The sequence below is a fragment of the Bacteroidota bacterium genome (assembly GCA_030017895.1).
In the GTDB taxonomy this organism is placed as follows: Bacteria; Bacteroidota; Ignavibacteria; order UBA10030; family BY39; genus JASEGV01.
In genome coordinates, this window is the sequence record JASEGV010000006.1 from 31511 (window position 1) to 51347 (window position 19837).

Here is a 19837-nt window from a genome sequence, read left to right on the forward strand (position 1 = left end):
CTATAACAGCATTCTTGTAAGTCCAAGTGTAAGTTGCTGGTTCGCCTTTGGCGGGTTGGAAACTTTCTTCAATTGTTACAAACTCCTCTGTATCTTTGTTATATGTTTGAATCCAGAAACCGTAGTTATGAATTTCACTAATTGTTTCCCATTCAAAAGTTACATCGTTTGAGTTTACAAAGTAGCCGACAAATGAGGCAAGCCGGACGGGGAGTATGGGGTTCTCCCCAAAAAAATAATAATTTGATATAGCCAAGGTTGTACCTGCACCGCTATTGCCTAATACATATCGCATAAGTGTTGTCTTTGGATTATCTGTAGTTCGCCAATCTAAATCCGGTGTAAATGGAAATAAATTCTGAGTACTCGTAAATTCAACTGTCATAATTTTTATTGAATCATCCGGAATCAATATCGGTCCACCATTTAAGTTTGAGTTTGCTTGCCATCGTAACTGACCTGGAGTTGTAGATGTAACTACCGAAGGATTGATAGGTCGAAAAGCTGACGGGAGGTCTGACGACATAATTGTCATACTTCCTGTTCCGCTACCTAAAATATTTTTATTAAAATCGAAATGATATTCGCCAGACAGGTAACCGAACGCCAAACTACTAATGTTTTTTAAATAAACCGAAAATTGAAATTTTTTGGGATCAGTTTGAATAGTGTTCTGAATACTTAATGCTGCTGCTGGTACATTTCCGGTTATAATCAATGAAACAATTTGAGAACCGCCCGACAATGTAGCTTTGTGCGAAACTCTAACGGTATAAAAACCGGCTGTTGGTGAAGCGATATGAACCTGCTCAACGTTATCGCGTATATTATCGCCAGTTGTAGCTGCAGCAGAAGGATTACCGGGGTTTAGAATCCAGGGATTATAAGTAGTTGCTCCGCGAATTATTCGAAGATCAATATCGTTAACGAGCATAATATTAGGTGGATCGAGCGATGGCGTAGGTGGTGTACCAGCAGGGTCAGTCCAACAAATTGTAACGCGCAAAGGTTGTGTTCCATCCGAATACACAGGTACATCGATTGTCTGTCCCTGATTAAGTGTCAATTCACGAATGTTCTTGTTCATACCTTCTGCTGAATCCTGTCGCATTACTTGTGCTGCTTTGAGTGTGTTCATCAGACCCCAACCGAAGACATAATCAGGACCTGCATTAGAACCAGCTTCATCAGCAGTGTGGATTACAAGTCCTTTTAGTGTCGATGAGCGCATCGGATTGCTTCCGGCGATTATTCTTCTGTAATGAAGTAGAAGACCAAGAGAACCCGATGCATTTGGAGATGACATAGAAGTTCCACTATATGTAGCGTATGCACTTGTTGAGACGGAGGAGTAAAGCTCAACGCCATTAGCAACTATATCGGGTTTTATTCTACCGTCGTCGGTTGGTCCCCAACAACTGAAACTCGACATTACCACATCGCTTGGTTGCGAATATCCGTTCGTAATATCGTTAACGGCTCCGACTGTAAGAATATTTTTTGCAACACTCGAATGACTGATGCAATTGTAGCCATTGGGTCCGCCATCTAAATCACGCGTTACTGTTCGCAGTACCCAAGCGCTATTAATCCATACATAATGCTCTACAGGTTGTGATGAAGGACCTTCTAACCTATCATTACCTGCTGATTTTACGATAAGGTAATAAGGTGCATTGCGTGTAAGGGTGTCCCAATCGCGTGCTTCTGTAGAGTAAAAACCAAAATTATAATCTGTAGTATTACTTATTGTTGTATCGCCGAACCACACCCACTTACTATTACCGAAATAATTGAACCTCCACCCAGTTATGTACCCATAAGAATGATTTGAAACTCTAAGCCCATTAGCTGCTGCACCAGCCATCTCACTTTGGTCGCTGTTCCAATCATAAGCATTTAATCTTCCCGCATACGACATCCCCTTTGCGTTCGCTTGAACTCCCGAAGCAATCATTGTCCCGCCAACGTGTGTTGCATGATCTGAAAAAGCAGAAGCACCATCCTTTTGTATTGCTCTGTCTGTAAATTCCTGATGTGTGGTTCGTACAGCTCCACCATCCCATATACCGAGTGTATCTAATGAGGCGCCTGTTAGCGAAAACCCTTCCGTTCCACCGGGCCAAACACGATCAGTCGATATCGTTTTAGCCGCATTAATATTGTGCGTCTGATAATACTTTGGCAATCCGTTTTCGAAACGCTGTAATTCAATTACTGAGCCGTCGGGATATTCCTGTCTTACCGGAATACCAAGCTTTGCAGCAACACTTTCGGCATAAGCACGTTGCTGCTGCCATTGAATTGATTTTGATTTCGAGAATTCTCCAAGCCACTCTTTTTGTTCAGGAGTTTGAGAAAATATTACATTGATTAAAATAATTTGCAGTAGAATATATTTAATTAATGCTTTCATATTACTCCTATATTTTACATTCCAAATAAAAAAAGTCCCATCTTTAGATAAAGAATTAATTGCATACACTAATTTCACCAACGTAAGCTTCTTGCTCTCGATTCCCCGTTCGAATACCAAATTAATCCGAACGGGAGTATCGAGAGAACCGAAAAATATTTAAACCTCTCACCTTACATTCTTTCCCGACAAATGACGGGATCGAAGAACACTCGAAAACCGGCCGGGTATGCAGGTTCTCGAGTGTCCCGTTCTGACTTGCTCAGAACGGGATGTATCGAGAGAACATTTTAGTCAACCACATTGAGAGGTGAGGTTATTTCACCAACGTTAATTTCTTCCCGCTTCATTTCATTCAGCGGGATTCTCAAAGTTACTAACAAGTTAGCTTCACGCATTTTACCCCGCAACAGCGGGGTTCGCTAACTTGTGTAACTTTGGAATTACTTCACCAACGTTAGCTTCTTAACTTCTACATTATTTCCGCTTTGAAGTTTGTAGAAATATATTCCATTCGACAATTGTGCTGCATCAAATGTTACCTGATGATATCCGGCTGTTTGATTACCGTTTACCAATGTGGCTACTTCTTTTCCTATCATATTATAAACCTTCAATGTTGTATAATTATCTGCTGCCAATTGATATTTTATAACTGTTGATGGGTTAAACGGGTTCGGATAGTTCTGGTTTAATGCAAACACTGACGGTACTGCTTCGCCGCCAACACTGTTTGGGTTAAGCATAATAGGACCGAAACGAGTTGTAAGACCATTAAGATCCTGCTGAAGTAAATAGAATTCAGTATTATCTATAACAGCATTCTTGTAAGTCCAAGTGTAAGTTGCTGGTTCGCCTTTGGCGGGCTGGAAGCTTTCTTCAATTGTTGTGTACACGTTTGTAATTGGGTTGCGTTTTTGTATCCAGAAACCGTAGTTATGAATTTCACTAATTGTTTCCCACTCAAAAGTTACATCGTTTGAGTTTACAAAGTAGCCGACAAATGATGCAAGTTGGATTGGTAATATATAGTTAAAACCAGAGTTATTGTTATAATTGATTGTAACCATATCCGCATCGGTATGTGTTGGTGAAGTAACTGTTGTTGTAAACACATTGTATTGATTGTTATGTGTGCCAACAACACCTGATGCGGGTATTACGGCTGAGTATGAAGTTCCACTACCTGACGCTTCAACAAAACTAGAACTCGCCCAACCATCAATTGTATAACGTACAAATATTCTCTCTTCTGTTGATTTAGCAGCACTGATCGTTATACTTACTGTAACGGGATTATTCGGTAATAAATAATTATCTGTAACTTCTGTAATTGTAACAGGTTCTCCTGATGTCTCCATAAATATTGCTTGAGTATTAGCGTAATCATTATCTTGCCAGTTAACAGTATACCATTTCCCATCAGTAACAGTAATACTATTATCCGAGCCTTCTATAATATAGGTTTGTAATGTGTTCATACTTACAGTAACACTTCCCCATTTATTATTCCAAGGGCTACCAGAGGGTCCGCTTGTAAAAAGCCAACTATATGTACCTCCAATAACATCACCACCAGAGGTCGCAACTTTAATTTTGGTGTGATATCGTGGTGTTCCTGTCGTTATTAAAGTTACTTTGCCGCCTGCTACTTGAGTTGCACTCGCTAAAGCGAGGGCATTTGTTGGTGGATTAGTCCACCCATTCCACCCACCGGGCATATTCAAACCTTCGGGATTCCAAATCCCAGCCATAAGCGGGATCGAGATTGCTAACATAATTGTAATTAATAAAATTAATTTTTTCATAACACACTCCTATAATTGTTAATTGTTAATTTGGAACGTTTCAAAACGGTTTACGTTTTTCACGTCATTGTTAATTATTAATTGTCAATAGTCAATTTACTATTTAGAGCGTTTGATGTTATAAACCATTGACCACTTGTGTGTGTTAATATAATGTCTTCTTCAATAAGATGCAAGTGGTAATGAAAATTGGCGTAATTTTGCTAAAAATCCAGAAAATAAGTTTTTTTTTGTTTGTCCGATTGCAATCCGTCTTTGACGGACGACTTACTGCTGGAATGATCCTGATGTTTTAGTAAGTCGACGAAACTCGTCGACCTACACCAAACTCATCCCCTATCTCAGTTCGAACAAGAACCATCGCTTAAACATTGATAAGGGGTTGAGTGACTTTAAAATTACGTATCGAGAGAACCGAAAAAAAGCTAAACCTCTCACCATCCCCTCTCCTTTTAGGAAAGGGGATTGAGGATTGAGGTTGATACTATTTCACCAACGTTAGCTTTTTAACTTCTACATTATTTCCGCTTTGAAGTTTGTAGAAATATATTCCATTCGATAACTGCGAGCCGTCAAATGTTACCTGATGGTACCCCGCTGTTTGATAGCCGTTAACTAATGTGGCTACTTCTTTACCAATTATATTATAAACCTTCAACGTTGTGTAATTGTCGGTTGCTAATTGATAATTGATAACTGTTGATGGGTTAAACGGGTTCGGATAGTTTTGGTTTAATGCAAACACTGACGGTACTGCTTCAACCGGGACGTTTGTTGGATTAAGCATAATTGGACCGAAGCGGCTTTCAAGTCCATCATTATCTTGTTGTAATAAATAGAACTCTGTGTTTTCAATAACTGCATTATTGTATGTCCATTTGTATGTTGATGGTACTTGAGCTGCTTGCTGGAAACTTTCTTCAATTGTTGTATACACGTTTGTAATTGGGTTGCGTTTTTGTATCCAGAAACCGAGGTTATTAACTTCGCTGATAGTTTCCCACTCAAAAGTTACATCGTTTGAGTTTACAAAGTAGCCGACAAATGATGCGAGTTGGATTGGGAGTGGTGCATCTGCCCAACTTGTTGCAACACGTATTCCATCCAAAGACAAACGTGGAGCATTGGCTGCGGCGCCTTGTCGGAGGTTCACCGCCGCAACACCCGAGAAATCTGTATCTGCTGAGTTAGATGCTGTTAGCGTCGGGCTGGGCTCATTCCCCGCCAAGGTCGGGTTGACAAACAGGAATGTTGTGTCATTGAGCGTCCCGCCAACAAATTTATATTTTATAACCACGAGATATGTTGTATTCATCGCATAGCTGAATCCGGTGTAGACTGACGATGCAGTACTGCCAAACTGCAAACCAAATGCTACGTTGTCGGAAGCGTCCCTTTTCACGAACAGTCTTGCTCGGAAATTAGTGCTACCAGCCGATTCGGTAAAGTGGAAGAAATAATCTCCCGTAGTGGTTGTCTTAGTAAAATTCACAAGACATGATGCATACACACTTCCAGACGTTTGAGATGTGAATGTTTTATATAGGTCCTGGCCAGTTGTATCAACTTTTGCTGCATTGCCCAAAGCCGAAATGTAACCTGAATATGTTAAACCCGGTGACACTACTTTAATGGTATTAACATAGGATGCTGTTGGTTGTACAACCCAACCATGGAGTACATTTAAAGAATCTCCTGCTGGGTAATCAAAATTTTCGTCTAATAGTAACTGTCCCCACGCCGTCGTGCTTAGAGCCAAGCCAACAACAAGGACAAGTGTGAATAAATTAAATAAGTGTTTCATTTTTGTAACTCCTTTTGTTTTGTTAGTGAATAGTTTTTTGCGCCAAAGGCGCATCCGCCTCTGGCGGAAGTATTTAGTATGTAGTATATAGAAATAGTGAATAGTGAATTAGATTTTACCTGCCCGCCGGTCAGGCGGGGATTTTAGATTTATGATTCTCAAAGACTCATCCTTTACCAATTGAAACAGTGCCAGCCGGTAATGCTTCGGCTTCAAGACGAGCGAGGTCAACAATTTTGCTCGCATGGTCAATATCAATCCCCACAAGATGCCCCTCGGTGTCAAAATCAAGAATTACTCCGGGTGCGACCTCGTGAGATTCGGCGCTCTCGCGCGCAGCTAAATCAATGTACAGCGAATCGGTTTCAGGATAATAGTGAAACTTCATGGTAATTTCTCTTGAAAATTTCGATCGGGAAAAGCATTGTGTACGGTTACTCCATCTTCCAACGTTACTACGCGTAAAAAGCGATTCAATTCACTGATGAATGTCCAATATCGAACTCGACCATCGGGCTGGATGATTTTACGTACTGGGTTCAACAACGCTTGCTCACACCACTCACGTCGAATGTAGGGTCGTTTTCGCATAACCTGTTCCTCGAAATATCGTGTGGTTTTCAATTGTCATGATTTAGATTTTACACGCCCGAACAACCGACATTCAGCTATACAACGTTCGGTCGGGCAGGCGTTTCAGTTGTTTATTAATATGTATTAATATAACACCGTGTTTTTTAAGATACAAGCAGCTTTTTTTAGGAGCTAAGAGTCCCGTGAACGGGATAAACTTTGAGTTTTGAGTTTTTAATTGTCATCTGTTCAATCTCTCGTTCGGTTCGAACTCAATTTTATCGTAAATATCTTTTAGATTTATCTTTTCTTTTATTGAATAAATTTCAAATGAGTCTTCAAGTTTATCGTAAATCCTCAATATCCATTCATTATCCTTTTTTTCATCCTTAATGAACTGCTCAAGAATAATTTTATTTTGAGATATGAGAATATATTCCTTCAGCGTTGGAATCGACATATAGAATTTAAACTTTTGGCTGCGGTCGTATTTCTCGGTTGAGTCGGATAGAACTTCAGTAACTGTAACCGGGTTTTTTAACGTATCTACTTTAGAGTCGACGAATTCCGTCTTACCACAAACAATTGAGATATCGGGATATGTGTAAAGGCCCGATTTTTCAATCCAGATACGCATATTCGACGAGTATACTTTACACGGTTTTTCTTCTACTAATTGATGGATTGCCGCAAAGGTATTACCGCAAATCAACTCATGCTTTTCGCTTGCGCCGGCTAAGGCAAACATTTCGCCATTATAATACTCGCTTTTAATATCTGCTTTGCGCTCAATGGCAAGATATTCGTCGGGAGTTAAGTTTGTTTTTTGCTTGGGCTGCATTATGTATGTTGATAGTCGTAAAAGATTTTACCTGCCCGCCGGTCAGGCGGGGATTTCAGATTTCATGGTTCGACAAGCTCACCACAAGTGGTTCGACAAGTGGTTCAGGAGAAATTTAATTATTCTGATAACAGAGATAATCCGTATTTTTTGGTTTCTGTAAGTAATTAAACCAATAAGCAAATAACGATTTTCATCAAACTATCAAACCACAACTCTTTTGCTTTTTCAAAACTAATTCCGTGTTTTTTCTTATTAACTGAAGTTACGTAAAAGAGTCATTTTTAGATGTTTCGCTTCGCTCAACATGACAAAAAGTCAATTCTGCGTAACTTCAGTAATGTATTAAATTTTAATTTTGTTGATGTTGAATATTTGATATTAAGTTTTTCATTTCAATAAGATAAGCAGGTAAACTTTTATACACATCCAAAGCAGTTTCAATGCTGTATGTATGAACAGTCAAATTTCTATTTTCGAGCATTTCAATCCAGACGTTTTCATTATCAATTAAGTTCGCTTTAAACGCCATCTTCATACAGTCTCTTGGTGAATTGCAGTCGATCATTCCTTTATACTCAAAAAAAGCTTTAACGGTTTTCCAGGCAAGTTCAAAGCAAAACTCAAAATATTGTATACATCCGGCTTGTTTTAGATCGTCATCTGTTCTTTCTTTTAAAGCATTTTCAAGCTGAGTTACCGCCGTTTGATAATCGTTTAACAACAACTCAAACTTAGGCATACAGCACCGAGTAATTTTTTAACGCTTCATTTCTAAACGACTTGGAGACTTTATTAAAATCAACTAAGTCGATTGTGTATAAAGTAGGCAGTTCATCCAAAGCGTCTTTCAGTTTGTAAAAGTCTGCAATGCTCAACGATTTCTCGCCAAGTATTCCGATATCAAAGTCGGAGTGTTTCTTGTTTTGTCCGCTTGCTCTCGAACCAAAAAGAATAACGCGGTTATTTATTAACAAGTGTCGGTTTTGTCGGCAGACTGATTTTATCATGTTAGTTATTTCTATTTCGCGTAGCGTATTCATCTATTTATGAGCTTTGAGTATTGAGCGTTGCTGGTTCGACAAGTGGTTCGACAGGCTCACCACAAGGTTTTGAGTTTTTTGCGCCAAAGGCGCATCCGCCTCTGGCGGAAGTTATTAGTATAAAGTTCTTATGTCGCATCAAAACAGAGATGCCTTTTTCATTATTTCTTTCAGTTCCCTTACAACAGGTGCGAGGGTGGTTCTTCGATCCCACAAAATAAAACCAACTAAAATAAACATACCGCTGAATAAAATACCGAAACCCAAAAACATAAATCCTCGTAGTTCGTCAAATCTTTTATCCATCCGGGTTTCAAGAGCATCCATGCGTTTTTCGAGATTTTTCTGCCCTTCTTCTAAACGAATAACTCTCTCTTTAATATCTTGAATATCTTTCTTTAACTCATTCTGAGCAAACGACTCAGATTGAACAAATAAAAGAGATATCAGACAAATGCTGATAAATGTATTAACTATTTTTTTCATTCAGCCAGTATTAGTGGTTTTAGTTTAAAACAATATAACGCCGTGTTTAATAAAATGCAAGCGGGTTTGTAGATTCGTAAAGACGGGTCGGCGACCCGTCTCTACGAATGGCAAATTGCGGCGATACGAAATAATTTCGTCTGAACGTTTGACGGACGACTTACTACTTCTTTTTCTCCGGCTTGGCTTCTTTCGGCTTATCGAAAAGCGTCGGCTGGATTTTCTTGTCTTCCGTATCTGAAACCGCTTTGCTCTCGACTTCATTCAGGTTTGTTTCTTCGCTTTCTTCCGAAGGGACTGCCGCAATAGCCGCAATCGAATCTTTTTCGTCTAAACGAATTAAGCGGACACCCTGGGCATTCCTGCCTATCACGCGTATCGTAGTTGCCGGCTGACGTATTATCATTCCTTGCGTTGTTACTACAACAATATCGTCGCTGTCGTTCACTTCTCTGATTGCAACTAATTTTCCTGTCTTATCGGTAACGCGCACGGTAATAACTCCCTTGCCGCCACGATGACTGATGCGGTATTCATCAAGGTCGCTCCGTTTGCCGTATCCTTTTTCGGTTGCAACTAAAATTGTAGTCTTGGTTCGTTTTACAGCCACTGCGCCAATTACTTTATCGCCTTTGCCAAGTCGAACAGCCCGCACTCCTGCGGCAGTGCGTCCCATTTGCCGCGCTTCCGATTCAACGAAGCGAATTGCTAAACCATTATATGTTCCGATTACAATATCCTGAGATCCGTTTGTGAGTTTAACATCGGTAACAACGTCCCCCTTCTTAAGTGTGATTGCTGCGATTCCGCTCTTACGCGGATTGCTGAATTCGGCAAGCGATGTTTTTTTAATCTGACCTTTTTCGGTTACCATAACAGCAAATGTTTTCTCATCAAAGTTCTCTACATTCAGGAATGCTTCAATGTTTTCATCCGTTTGCTTCTGAATCAGATTAGCAATCGATTTACCTCGTGCCTGTCGGTTAGCTTCAGGAATTTCAAAAACTTTAAGCCAGTAGCAGCGCCCTTTATCCGTAAAGAATAAAATATAATTATGTGTAGAAGCTATGAACATGTGTTCGAGGAAATCGTCCTCGCGCGTTGCAGCGCCCGAAACGCCTCTGCCTCCGCGCGATTGCCTGCGATACCCCGACACCGGGAAGCGTTTAATAAAGCCGTTGTGGCTGATTGTAATTACAACATCTTCTTCGGCAATCATATCCTCGATTCTGAACTCTTCGAAATCGTATATAATTTCTGTGCGCCGTTCATCGCCGTATTTATTCTTCAGCTCGCGCAGTTCTTCTTTGATGATTTGCAGTTGAAGCTTTTTGTTAGCAAGAATCGATTTTAGTTTTTCGATGAGCTTAATTAAATCGCGGTATTCTTCTTCAATCTTTTTGCGTTCGAGTCCGGTAAGCCGCTGCAAACGCATATCGAGAATTGCTTTTGCCTGAATTTCAGTAAGTTTGAAACGTTTCATTAAACCTTCTTTGGCGCTTTCAGTGTCTTTCGATTTTTTAATGAGTTTAATTACTTCATCGATATTATCGAGGGCTATTATGTATCCCTCAAGAATATGTGCACGCCGTTCGGCTTCATCGAGTTCAAACTTAGACCGACGGACAACAACTTCGTTTCTATGTTTAACGAACTCTTCTAAAATTTGTTTGAGAGTTAATACTTTGGGTCTGCCATCTACAAGGGCAAGCATATTTACGCCGAAAGTAGTTTGCATCTGTGTATATTTGAAGAGATTGTTGAGAACCACTTCAGCATTTGCGTCGCGTTTTAATTCGATTACTATGCGCAGACCGTCTCTATCGGACTCGTCGCGGACGTCAGAAATGTCTTCAATTTTTTTATCGGAGACGAGGTCGGCAATTTTTTCGATGAGCGACGATTTATTAACCTGATAAGGAATTTCGGTAACGATGATAGATTGGCGGTCGTTTTTTCCGGTTTCGATGTTAGCTTTAGCGCGGATAATAATTTTGCCGCGTCCTGTTTTATACGCATTGCGGACGCCGTCGTAACCATAAATAATTCCACCCGTTGGGAAATCGGGCGCCTTAACTATTTTGATAAGTTTATCGTCTGTAATTTCTGAATTTTCGATATATGCCAAACAAGCATCCACAACTTCGTTAAGGTTATGAGGGGGGATATTTGTAGCCATACCTACGGCAATGCCCGATGTGCCGTTCACTAAAAGGTTTGGCGCCATTGCCGGCATAACGGTTGGCTCTTTGAGTGTATCGTCGAAGTTGGGTGCAAAATTAACAGTATTTTTTTCTAAATCCTTGAGCATCTCTTCGGCATACCGTGTAAGGCGCGCCTCGGTGTAACGCATAGCCGCCGGCGAGTCGCCATCGACCGAGCCGAAGTTACCTTGACCATCGACTAACAAATATCGCATCGAGAAATCCTGAGCCATACGAACCATCGTATCGTAAACAGCCGAGTCGCCGTGAGGGTGGTATTTACCCAAAACTTCGCCAACGATACGGGCGCTTTTTTTGTACGGTTTGCCCGCTGCTAAACCTAAATCCTGCATGCCGTATAGCACGCGGCGATGCACTGGTTTTAATCCGTCGCGAACATCGGGCAATGCCCGCGAAACAATTACGCTCATAGCATAATCGATGTAGCTTCCCTTCATTTCGTCTTCAATATCTACGGGTATTATTTTTTCGTTTGCCATTTACTTTTCTTTCAACTGCTTTTTAATTTCATATTAAAAATTTACACATCAAGATTTCTGACATACTTGGCATTCTTTTCAATGAATGCTCTGCGCGGTTCTACATCGTCTCCCATAAGTATCGAGAAAGTTCTGTCGGCATCGGCTGCATTTTCAATCGTAACCTGAAGTATGGTTCGTGATTCGGGATTCATAGTAGTTGACCACAACTGTTCGGGATTCATTTCTCCCAAACCTTTAAATCGTGAAATAACAAATCCTTCGGAACTAACAGGTTCGCCTTCAGGAATTTCTGCTGTGGTTTCTGTCTTCTTCGATTTTTCGCTTTTCATTCGTTTAAGAATCTCGTTTCTTTCGTCATCGTCGAAAGCATAAAATTCCTGTTTCCCTTTTTTAATTTTGTAGAGGGGTGGTTGAGCGATATAAACGTGTCCGAGTTCAACTATTTCTTTCATATATCTGAAGAATAGTGTAAGCAGGAGTGTTCTGATATGCGATCCATCGACGTCGGCGTCGCACATAATAATAATTTTACCGTAACGTATTTTAGCGGCGTCGAAATCTTCGCCGACACCTGTTCCGATTACCGTAAAGATTGCACGGATTTCATCGTTCTCTAAAATTTTATGAAGGCGTGCTTTCTCGACGTTCAGAATTTTTCCCTTCATCGGAAGTATAGCTTGAAAACGTCTGTCGCGTCCTTGCTTGGCGCTTCCGCCTGCCGAGTCGCCTTCAACGAGATAAAGTTCGCAGTGGTCGGGGTCGTTAATCGAGCAATCGGCTAACTTGCCGGGCAAACTTGTTGAACCGAGTGCGCTTTTGCGTCGTGTTAAATCGCGCGCTTTGCGGGCAGCTTCGCGAGCTTCAGCAGCGAGTAAACATTTCTCGATAATCCGCCTGCCGTCGGGTGTGTTTTGTTCGAGCCAAACAGATAAATGCTCGCCGACTAACGATTCGACAATGCTTTTAATTTCGCTGTTGCCAAGTTTGGTTTTGGTTTGTCCTTCAAACTGCGGCTCAGGAACTTTGACGCTGACTATCGCAGTCAAACCTTCGCGGAAGTCATCGCCCGTAAGGTTCACGCTGTTTTCTTTAACCAGATTGTTTTTCGAGGCAAAGCTGTTTAGTGTTCGTGTAAGAGCTGTTCGGAAACCAACCAAATGTGTTCCGCCTTCGTGTGTGTTGATATCGTTTACGTAAGTGTAAACATTTTCTGTGTAATTGTCGTTGTATTGAAGTGCAATTTCGACATCAACATTTCTATCGTTCTCATCTTTTGCCACTCCGTGGGCATAAAATACTTTTTTGATAACTGCCTGCCGTGTAGTGTCGATGTATTTTACAAATTCAACTAAGCCGCCTTTAAAGTGGAACGTATCTTCCTGTTCTTGTCCATCGCGTAAATCTACTATGCTCAGGATAACTTCAGAATTGAGGAAAGCAAGTTCGCGCAAACGTTCGGCGATAGTTTCGTATTTGAAGACCTTTATTTTAAAAATCTGATCGTCGGGATAAAAAGTAACTTTTGTGCCTGTTTTATTTTTATCCGATTTACCGATAACTTTGACCGGCGCCACCGGGTCGCCGCGTTTAAATTTTTGATAGAATAATTTACCCTCGCGTTTAACTTCGACCTCTAAAGTTTCGCTCAGTGCATTGACTACCGAAACACCGACACCGTGCAAACCGCCGGAAACTTTGTAAGAATTTTTATCGAACTTTCCGCCGGCATGTAAAACAGTCATTACAACTTCCAGCGCCGATTTTTTTTCTTCGGGATGAATATCGGTTGGAATTCCGCGCCCGTCGTCTTCAACAGTTACCGATCCGTTTTTGTTTATCGAAACATTTATGTTTTTGCAATAACCGGCAAGAGCTTCGTCTATCGAGTTATCTACAACTTCGTAAACGAGATGATGCAGCCCGCGAGTACTTACATCGCCGATGTACATAGCCGGTCGGCGGCGGACAGCTTCTAACCCTTTTAGAACTGTAATATCTTCGGCGCCGTATTCCCCGTTTTTATTAACTTTAGTTTTTTCTTTTGCCATAATTTATTTACCTGAAAACTATATCTTTTACAATTTCTTCTTTTAGTTTATCGTTTAACTTTTTAATAATTTCTTTTTTCAAAAACTGCAACTCGTTACGCCACACCGATTTTTCGACATGGACAATCAGGTTTCCATGTTCTATTCGCTTGGCATTTGCAACACTCGCAATTTGCTCGCCAACAACCTCGTTCCAAATATCCAATGCTACCACCTGTTTTAATCGAGCGTCGAGTTTGTAATGTTTTAGTACCGCCCCGATTACACTGTCAAGGGTTTTAATTTTAGCTGATCGCGATTTTGCCTTTGCGAACGATAACCTTCTTGTTCTTCTCTCCAAAACTGAGCACCTTATCGAAAATATCGAAGTTAGTTGAAGTAATAAAAGTTTGATTCAAATTTTCTATCAACAGCAGCATCTGTTGGGCGCGGTTGTCGTCTAATTCGCTGAATACATCGTCCAACAAAAGTATCGGATTTTCACGGCATCTCTCTTTGAGATAAAAAAACTCACCGATTTTTAAAGCTACAAAGAAAGTTTTATGCTGACCTTGTGAAGCAAATTTCCGCAGCTCAAGTCCGTTAATCTTAAAACTAATTTCATCGCGGTGCGGACCTACCAGAGTTGAACCTAATCGTAATTCTTCTTTATATTTCCGGTCAATCTCGGTTTTAAAATTTTCGAAAGTTACTTCGTCTTTTTCCGAATTTCCTGTTTTGAAGGATGGTTCGTAGTCTATCGATGGAACTTCGCGCAAATCAACTAACTTTTTGTAGGAGGAAAAAATATACTCCTGAAATTCGTTTATGAAGTTCCGTCTCCTGACCATGATGCGTGTACCGAACCTGATTAGATGTTCGTTCCACGGTTCTAACAAAGCGATTGGGTCGTTTTTAAGAAATTTTGCATCGCTTAGAATTTTATTTCTGTGGCGAACTACTTTCCTGTATTCCGAAAGGTCTTCAAAATATGTTTGATTCGATTGCGATAAAACAAGGTCTAAAAATTTTCGCCTTTCAGCCGGACCGCCGAAAGTTATATTTGAATTTTCGGGAGACAAAAAAACGATAGGAAATTTACCTATAACCGATGAGAATTTTTCTATCCTTCGATTGTTAATTGAATAAACTTTCTCGCCTGTTGTTAAATCGTAACCGATGTGGATTTTGGTTTTGATACCATTATCGGAAACCATGTTCGCTTCAATCTGAAATATGGTCTCACCGATATTAACAATCACCGAGTCGCTGCTTGCATAAAAACTTTTTGTTAACGAAATATACGAGACGGCTTCAAGTAAATTTGTTTTGCCTTCGCCGTTATCGCCTAAAATAATGTTTGCTTTATCGCCACATTCTAAATAAGAATCAGCATGATTACGAAAATTTTTTAACCTTATATTTTCAATAAACATTTACAACTAAGTATTCAGCCTTACAGGCATTACTAACATCAACAACTCTTCTTTTTCTTGTTTTGGTTTCGGTATAACAACAGCAGCTTTGTTCGGGCTGGAAAGGTTGAATACAACTTCCTCGCTTTCGATGTGTGTTAAAATGTCGATAATGTAAACTGCATTAAATCCGATTTCTAATGTGTTATCAGAGAACTCGCAAGGTATCGTTTCTTTTGCTTCGCTGCCAAAATCTATATCTTCGGCAGATATCGTCAATAAATTCTTTTCGACAAAAAATCGTACTTGATGAGTTGTGCTGCTTGCATAAAACGAAGCCCTGCGAACAGAGGAGAGAAGTTCGTTTTTATTTACAGTCAATAATAAATTATTGTCGGTAGGTATTACGCTTTCGTAGTTCGGATATTTTTCGTCTATTATTTTTGAATTAAGTAAAGTTTGTTCAAAATGGAAAGTAATGTGAGACTCATTTACTGAAATTGAATTTAATTTTTCATCTAAATATCTTGAAATAACGTTCAAAGTTTTTGTCGGTAAAATAATTTCTTTTTCGAAATTCGGAGATTCGAAATCAGAATAAATAAATTTAACAAGCCTGTGTCCATCGGTGGCTACTGAGCGGATTTCGTTTTTCTTTATCTGGAACAAAACTCCCGTCATAGCCGGACGCAGCTCGTCGCTGCTTGCCGCAAACATCGCTTTACTGATTAATTTTTTTAGAAGTTCAGTTTCAATAAATATTTTGCTTTCATCTTTAGAATCAGGAATCTGTGGATACTCATCTGAAATTTGTCCTGTTAGCCTGTATTCTCCTTTGTCAGTTTTCATTAAAATTTTACAAGATTCAATATCCGCAGAAATTTCAATTTCAACATTTAGCGGCAGTGCTCTGATCGTATCCATTAATCTTTTAGCCGGAATAATTATACTCCCGTCCCTTTCACCTTTCGTTTTTAACAACGATGAAATGGAAACATCCATATCTGTCGCCGTTACAGTCAGTGTGTTACCTTTCAGACTGAACATATAGTTTTCTAAAATTGGTAATGCAGATTTTGATGGAATTACACTACCTGTTTTAATTAAAATTTTTTGTAGTTCACCGCTTAAAACGGAAAATTTCATTTATTCCTCCTTAATATTTGAGGTATTGTTAATAATATATTTTTTATGTATAAATTTACTATTTTTTCGTGTGATATACAAGAGTTATCCCCACATATTTTGCTTCTATCTTATTATTAATTAATAAATAAAAAGAAGTGTAATAATAAGGGCTGTGGATATGTTGATAAGTTGAACGAATTGCTTATTTGAATTCGTATTCATAAAAAAACGTTTAAAATGCCTGTTGATGTAATGTTGATAATTCGAAAAATATTAACAATGTTAATATCAAAAAGAGAGACAGAAAATAATGTTGAGTTTATGAACATTGAATCCACATAAATTAACAAGTTATACACGCGAACCTATTTTAATTTTTGATCGCAGTTGCGGCAACATATCAGAATATTTTTTGTCGTATTTAACAAGGTCTTCTATAGTTTGGATAGCGTGTATAACCGTGCTGTGGTCTCTTCCGCCAAAATGTAAACCGATAGTTTTTAAAGATGAATTAGTAATTTCTTTTGAAAGATACATAGCTAATTGCCGGGCTAATACAATTTCTTGTTTTCGGTTTTTAGCACGAATAAAATTTTCGGGAATATTAAAGTAATCGCAAACAATACGTTGGATATCTTCGATAGTGATATGCGATTTAATTTCTCCGATAATAGACCGGACAACATCTTTTGCGAGGTCAATATCAATTTCTCTGCTTCTTATCGAAGAGTGAGCTAACAGACTTATTAAACATCCTTCAAGTTCCCGGATGTTTGAGGTAACATTAGCTGCGATGAATTCGATAACATCTTGTCTCAACTCGATACCGTTATCTTCGCTTTTCTTTCGAAGTATTGCTGTGCGCATCTCAAGGTCGGGCGATTGTATATCGGCTGTTAATCCTGATTGAAAGCGGGATATCAACCTGTCGTTAAGTCCTTTTAACTCTTTTGGAGGTCTATCGCTTGAGAGTACAATTTGTTTTCCTGATTGATAGAGTGTGTTAAATGTATGGAAAAAGTGGTCTTGCGTTTTATCTTTTCCTTCGAAGAATTGAATATCGTCAACAATCAAAATATCCATACTTCTGTAAAAGTTCGAGAAGTTATTTACTTTATCGGTTTGAATCGAATCTACAAATTCTAATGTAAAAACTTCGCTCGTTACATACATAACCCGCTTGGCTTTGCCGTTTTGAAGTGCATGATTTCCGATAGACTGAATCAAATGAGTTTTACCTAGACCAACATCGCCATAAATAACAAGCGGGTTGAACTGCGTACCACCCGGATTATTTGCAACCGCATAAGCTGCTGCCCGTGCAAGTTGGTTACTTTCGCCTTTGATGTAGTTATCGAAAGTGTTTTTTGGATTTAAAGCAGAGTTGACCGGCTTGTGATAAGTTTTTTCTTTTGAGGTGAAATGTGATGGATATAAATAGTCTTTTTTTTGGTCATTAAAATTGTTTGGTAAAGATTTATCGGCTTCATCCCACAGTGTTTTGCCGCGATCGGCTTCGGACATTTCGGAGTTAACTAGAAAATTTATTTTTCCCGAATTGCCTAAAACATTTTTTATCACCTCACTCAGAAGGTCGGAATATCTATCCTCAATCCATTCGTGAAAAAAATTACTCGGCACTTGAAGCGTTAATATTTTGCCATCAACACTCAGCGGTTTGATAGGTTCAAACCAAGCGTTGAAACTTTGGAGATTTACTTTTTCCCCAATGATAGAAAGGCACTTAGTCCACACATCGGCGGATTGCCCGTTAAAATTTTCTGTTAAAACCCCAGCATTTTCAGGGGTTTCGGTATCTAAAAAGGTATTCATATTTAAGCCTACTTAATAATTATCAACACTTATCTACAGGTTATCAACAAAGTTATTAACAGTTTCGATTTTACGAAAAGTAACAATTTAACAATTATCACTATATTATCCACATTAAATTGAAGCTGTATCTCTTTTAAAATAAAGCACAAAACAACGTTAATAAAAAGTTATCCACATTTTATCAGCATCTTAAAATAAAATCAAATTGATACGAAATGAGAAGGTTTTTCTTCGTTAAAAGTTATCAACAATTTATCAACAGTCTAAAACTGTTAATAAGTACTTGTATAAGTATAAACAGAAACTTTTATGAAAGCAAGCAAAAACTAAAAAAATAATTAAAAAAAAATTTTAATTAACAATAGTTTGACTGATAAACCTGCGTACAGAAATTATGCTGCCAACCAAGCCAAATACCGCCCCCATTAGAGCTAATATGAGATAGAGGGAAATGTCGATTTTTAAAAATTGGTTGAGTTCGGCGGTCAACCATTGAGAAGTAAGAAATATTACGAGCCAGAGCATGATAGCAGAGAATATGCCTCCGAGAATACCTTGTAGAATTCCTTCGAGCAAGAAAGGCATTCGAATAAACCATTTTGTGGCGCCGACCAATTTCATTGTTTGTATGATTTTCCGTTTCGAGTATATAGCAAGCCGTATCGTATTTGCCACTAGAAAAATAGCAGAGATGCCGAAAATTATTCCAACGACTAATCCAATAATATTTAACAACAGTGTGCGTTTCTCTAAAAAATCAATAAGTTCTTTTCGATAGGCAACTTCTTCCACTCCCTTTATAGATCTGATTGCTTCAACAACGCGGCTGGCAAGCTCAGTTTTTTTATAATGATCTTTCAGAGAAATTTTAAAAGAAGGAGGGAGTGGATTAAAGTCGAGAACCGAATAAATATCTTCACCAAAGTCGCGCTTGAAAATTTGTGCAGCTTCTTCCTTTGATATGAACTGAATACTATCAACCCCCGTGGTGGAAAGAATAGATTTTTGTACTTCGTTAACTTGATTTTTTGTAATCGGCTCCTGCAGGAAAGCTTCAATCTCAACTTTATCCTCTATCAAAGAGATGATACGCGAGGTATTGAGTGAAACGATTAAAAAAAGCCCTACTAAAAGCAGCGAGATTGAAATTGTAATTACTGAAGCTGCGGCAGCCAACTTTGCGCGCTTAAAACCTGAGTAACCTTCCTTAAGTATGTAGATAAGATTCATAATTTAATTAGAATTAGTTATTAAAAATTCGATTCATCACGCCATCTTACTATTTTCCATGGCGAAATAAAAGATTCACGTTCAAATGTTAAATTAGCGTACCCGTCGATACGGACAATGTCGCCGGGGTTAAAAGTAATTGTGAGATTAAAACTGCGGACGATTGTTTGACGCACCGAATCGCCGCTTGACGAAACTTCGTTGTTCCAGATCAACGAAAGTGCAGCGGCACTCTGAAAAAGTCCGTATGTAGTTCGCATCTCATCCTCTCTACCCCATAATACATCAACACCGCGATCATAGTCGCGGTAAATAAAATTAAAATTCGGACTGATTAAAGTTCCATAAATTGTAGTATCCTTAAATAAATATGCATTTCGAAAATTACACAATACACCATCAATCTCGTTTAAGTTGGGACAAATTGATTTATCTGTTTCTTCGTCCCATCCCGGAGCAAAAGGATTTATACATGTTATTGATGTGAAAGCGAATAAAATCAGTAAAAATTTCATCATCGAAA

At 39.0% G+C, this 19837-nt stretch carries 17 protein-coding genes (1 of these 17 only partly in view); all 17 read right to left on the reverse strand.

Features of this window, described 5'->3' with window-relative positions:
* Positions 1 to 2416, reverse strand: the 5' portion of a protein-coding gene (locus QME58_02225) for a S8 family serine peptidase (protein MDI6802648.1). 65 nt of this gene lie to the left of the window's left edge; only the first 2416 of its 2481 coding nucleotides appear in the window; the start codon lies at positions 2414 to 2416; its stop codon lies off the left edge, out of view.
* A gap of 443 nt (positions 2417 to 2859) precedes the next feature.
* Positions 2860 to 4224, reverse strand: a complete 1365-nt coding sequence (locus QME58_02230; GenBank protein ID MDI6802649.1) for a T9SS type A sorting domain-containing protein — start codon at positions 4222 to 4224, stop codon at positions 2860 to 2862.
* A gap of 484 nt (positions 4225 to 4708) precedes the next feature.
* Positions 4709 to 6028, reverse strand: a complete 1320-nt coding sequence (locus QME58_02235; protein ID MDI6802650.1) for a T9SS type A sorting domain-containing protein — start codon at positions 6026 to 6028, stop codon at positions 4709 to 4711.
* A gap of 166 nt (positions 6029 to 6194) precedes the next feature.
* Positions 6195 to 6416 carry a DUF2283 domain-containing protein gene (locus QME58_02240; GenBank protein ID MDI6802651.1) on the reverse strand — a complete coding sequence of 74 codons (222 nt, stop codon included), beginning with the start codon at positions 6414 to 6416 and terminating at the stop codon, positions 6195 to 6197.
* On the reverse strand, positions 6413 to 6652 hold the full coding sequence (locus tag QME58_02245; protein MDI6802652.1) for a hypothetical protein: 240 nt from the start codon (positions 6650 to 6652) through the stop codon (positions 6413 to 6415). The genes QME58_02240 and QME58_02245 overlap by 4 nt, the downstream gene beginning before the upstream one ends.
* A gap of 190 nt (positions 6653 to 6842) precedes the next feature.
* A complete protein-coding gene (locus QME58_02250; GenBank protein ID MDI6802653.1) occupies positions 6843 to 7442 on the reverse strand; it encodes a Uma2 family endonuclease in 600 nt (199 codons plus the stop codon).
* A gap of 352 nt (positions 7443 to 7794) precedes the next feature.
* Positions 7795 to 8184 carry a nucleotidyltransferase substrate binding protein gene (locus QME58_02255; protein MDI6802654.1) on the reverse strand — a complete coding sequence of 130 codons (390 nt, stop codon included), beginning with the start codon at positions 8182 to 8184 and terminating at the stop codon, positions 7795 to 7797.
* Positions 8177 to 8485 (reverse strand): nucleotidyltransferase domain-containing protein, encoded by a 309-nt coding sequence (locus QME58_02260; GenBank protein MDI6802655.1) that lies wholly within the window; start codon positions 8483 to 8485, stop codon positions 8177 to 8179. The genes QME58_02255 and QME58_02260 overlap by 8 nt, the downstream gene beginning before the upstream one ends.
* 138 nt (positions 8486 to 8623) lie before the next feature.
* Entirely contained in the window at positions 8624 to 8971 is a 348-nt protein-coding gene (locus QME58_02265) for a hypothetical protein (GenBank protein MDI6802656.1), read from the reverse strand.
* A 163-nt stretch (positions 8972 to 9134) separates the two neighbouring features.
* The gene (gene gyrA, locus QME58_02270; GenBank protein ID MDI6802657.1) at positions 9135 to 11675 is read right to left on the reverse strand and encodes a DNA gyrase subunit A; all 2541 of its coding nucleotides are present in this window, start codon (positions 11673 to 11675) and stop codon (positions 9135 to 9137) included.
* 41 nt (positions 11676 to 11716) lie between these two features.
* Complete coding sequence (gyrB, locus tag QME58_02275; GenBank protein MDI6802658.1) at positions 11717 to 13726, reverse strand: DNA topoisomerase (ATP-hydrolyzing) subunit B; 2010 nt, start codon at positions 13724 to 13726, stop codon at positions 11717 to 11719.
* 7 nt (positions 13727 to 13733) lie between these two features.
* Positions 13734 to 14066: a DUF721 domain-containing protein gene (locus tag QME58_02280; GenBank protein ID MDI6802659.1), complete on the reverse strand. Its 333-nt coding sequence runs from the start codon at positions 14064 to 14066 to the stop codon at positions 13734 to 13736.
* Positions 14011 to 15141 (reverse strand): DNA replication/repair protein RecF, encoded by a 1131-nt coding sequence (gene recF, locus QME58_02285; GenBank protein MDI6802660.1) that lies wholly within the window; start codon positions 15139 to 15141, stop codon positions 14011 to 14013. Before recF ends, QME58_02280 begins: the two co-directional genes overlap by 56 nt.
* 6 nt (positions 15142 to 15147) lie before the next feature.
* Entirely contained in the window at positions 15148 to 16266 is a 1119-nt protein-coding gene (dnaN, locus tag QME58_02290) for a DNA polymerase III subunit beta (GenBank protein MDI6802661.1), read from the reverse strand.
* A 333-nt stretch (positions 16267 to 16599) separates the two neighbouring features.
* On the reverse strand, positions 16600 to 18081 hold the full coding sequence (gene dnaA, locus QME58_02295; GenBank protein ID MDI6802662.1) for a chromosomal replication initiator protein DnaA: 1482 nt from the start codon (positions 18079 to 18081) through the stop codon (positions 16600 to 16602).
* A gap of 354 nt (positions 18082 to 18435) precedes the next feature.
* Entirely contained in the window at positions 18436 to 19314 is an 879-nt protein-coding gene (locus QME58_02300) for a permease-like cell division protein FtsX (protein ID MDI6802663.1), read from the reverse strand.
* A 20-nt stretch (positions 19315 to 19334) separates the two neighbouring features.
* Positions 19335 to 19832 (reverse strand): hypothetical protein, encoded by a 498-nt coding sequence (locus QME58_02305; protein ID MDI6802664.1) that lies wholly within the window; start codon positions 19830 to 19832, stop codon positions 19335 to 19337.
* Positions 19833 to 19837 lie beyond the last annotated feature (5 nt).

Coding starts and splice junctions, on each gene's coding strand:
- QME58_02230 (MDI6802649.1), bottom strand. CDS start 4,224: ATGAAAAAATTAATTTTATTAATTACAATTATGTTAGCAATCTCGATC.
- QME58_02235 (MDI6802650.1), bottom strand. CDS start 6,028: ATGAAACACTTATTTAATTTATTCACACTTGTCCTTGTTGTTGGCTTG.
- QME58_02240 (MDI6802651.1), bottom strand. CDS start 6,416: ATGAAGTTTCACTATTATCCTGAAACCGATTCGCTGTACATTGATTTA.
- QME58_02250 (MDI6802653.1), bottom strand. CDS start 7,442: ATGCAGCCCAAGCAAAAAACAAACTTAACTCCCGACGAATATCTTGCC.
- QME58_02255 (MDI6802654.1), bottom strand. CDS start 8,184: ATGCCTAAGTTTGAGTTGTTGTTAAACGATTATCAAACGGCGGTAACT.
- QME58_02260 (MDI6802655.1), bottom strand. CDS start 8,485: ATGAATACGCTACGCGAAATAGAAATAACTAACATGATAAAATCAGTC.
- QME58_02265 (MDI6802656.1), bottom strand. CDS start 8,971: ATGAAAAAAATAGTTAATACATTTATCAGCATTTGTCTGATATCTCTT.
- gyrA (MDI6802657.1), bottom strand. CDS start 11,675: ATGGCAAACGAAAAAATAATACCCGTAGATATTGAAGACGAAATGAAG.
- gyrB (MDI6802658.1), bottom strand. CDS start 13,726: ATGGCAAAAGAAAAAACTAAAGTTAATAAAAACGGGGAATACGGCGCC.
- recF (MDI6802660.1), bottom strand. CDS start 15,141: ATGTTTATTGAAAATATAAGGTTAAAAAATTTTCGTAATCATGCTGAT.
- dnaN (MDI6802661.1), bottom strand. CDS start 16,266: ATGAAATTTTCCGTTTTAAGCGGTGAACTACAAAAAATTTTAATTAAA.
- dnaA (MDI6802662.1), bottom strand. CDS start 18,081: ATGAATACCTTTTTAGATACCGAAACCCCTGAAAATGCTGGGGTTTTA.
- QME58_02300 (MDI6802663.1), bottom strand. CDS start 19,314: ATGAATCTTATCTACATACTTAAGGAAGGTTACTCAGGTTTTAAGCGC.
- QME58_02305 (MDI6802664.1), bottom strand. CDS start 19,832: ATGATGAAATTTTTACTGATTTTATTCGCTTTCACATCAATAACATGT.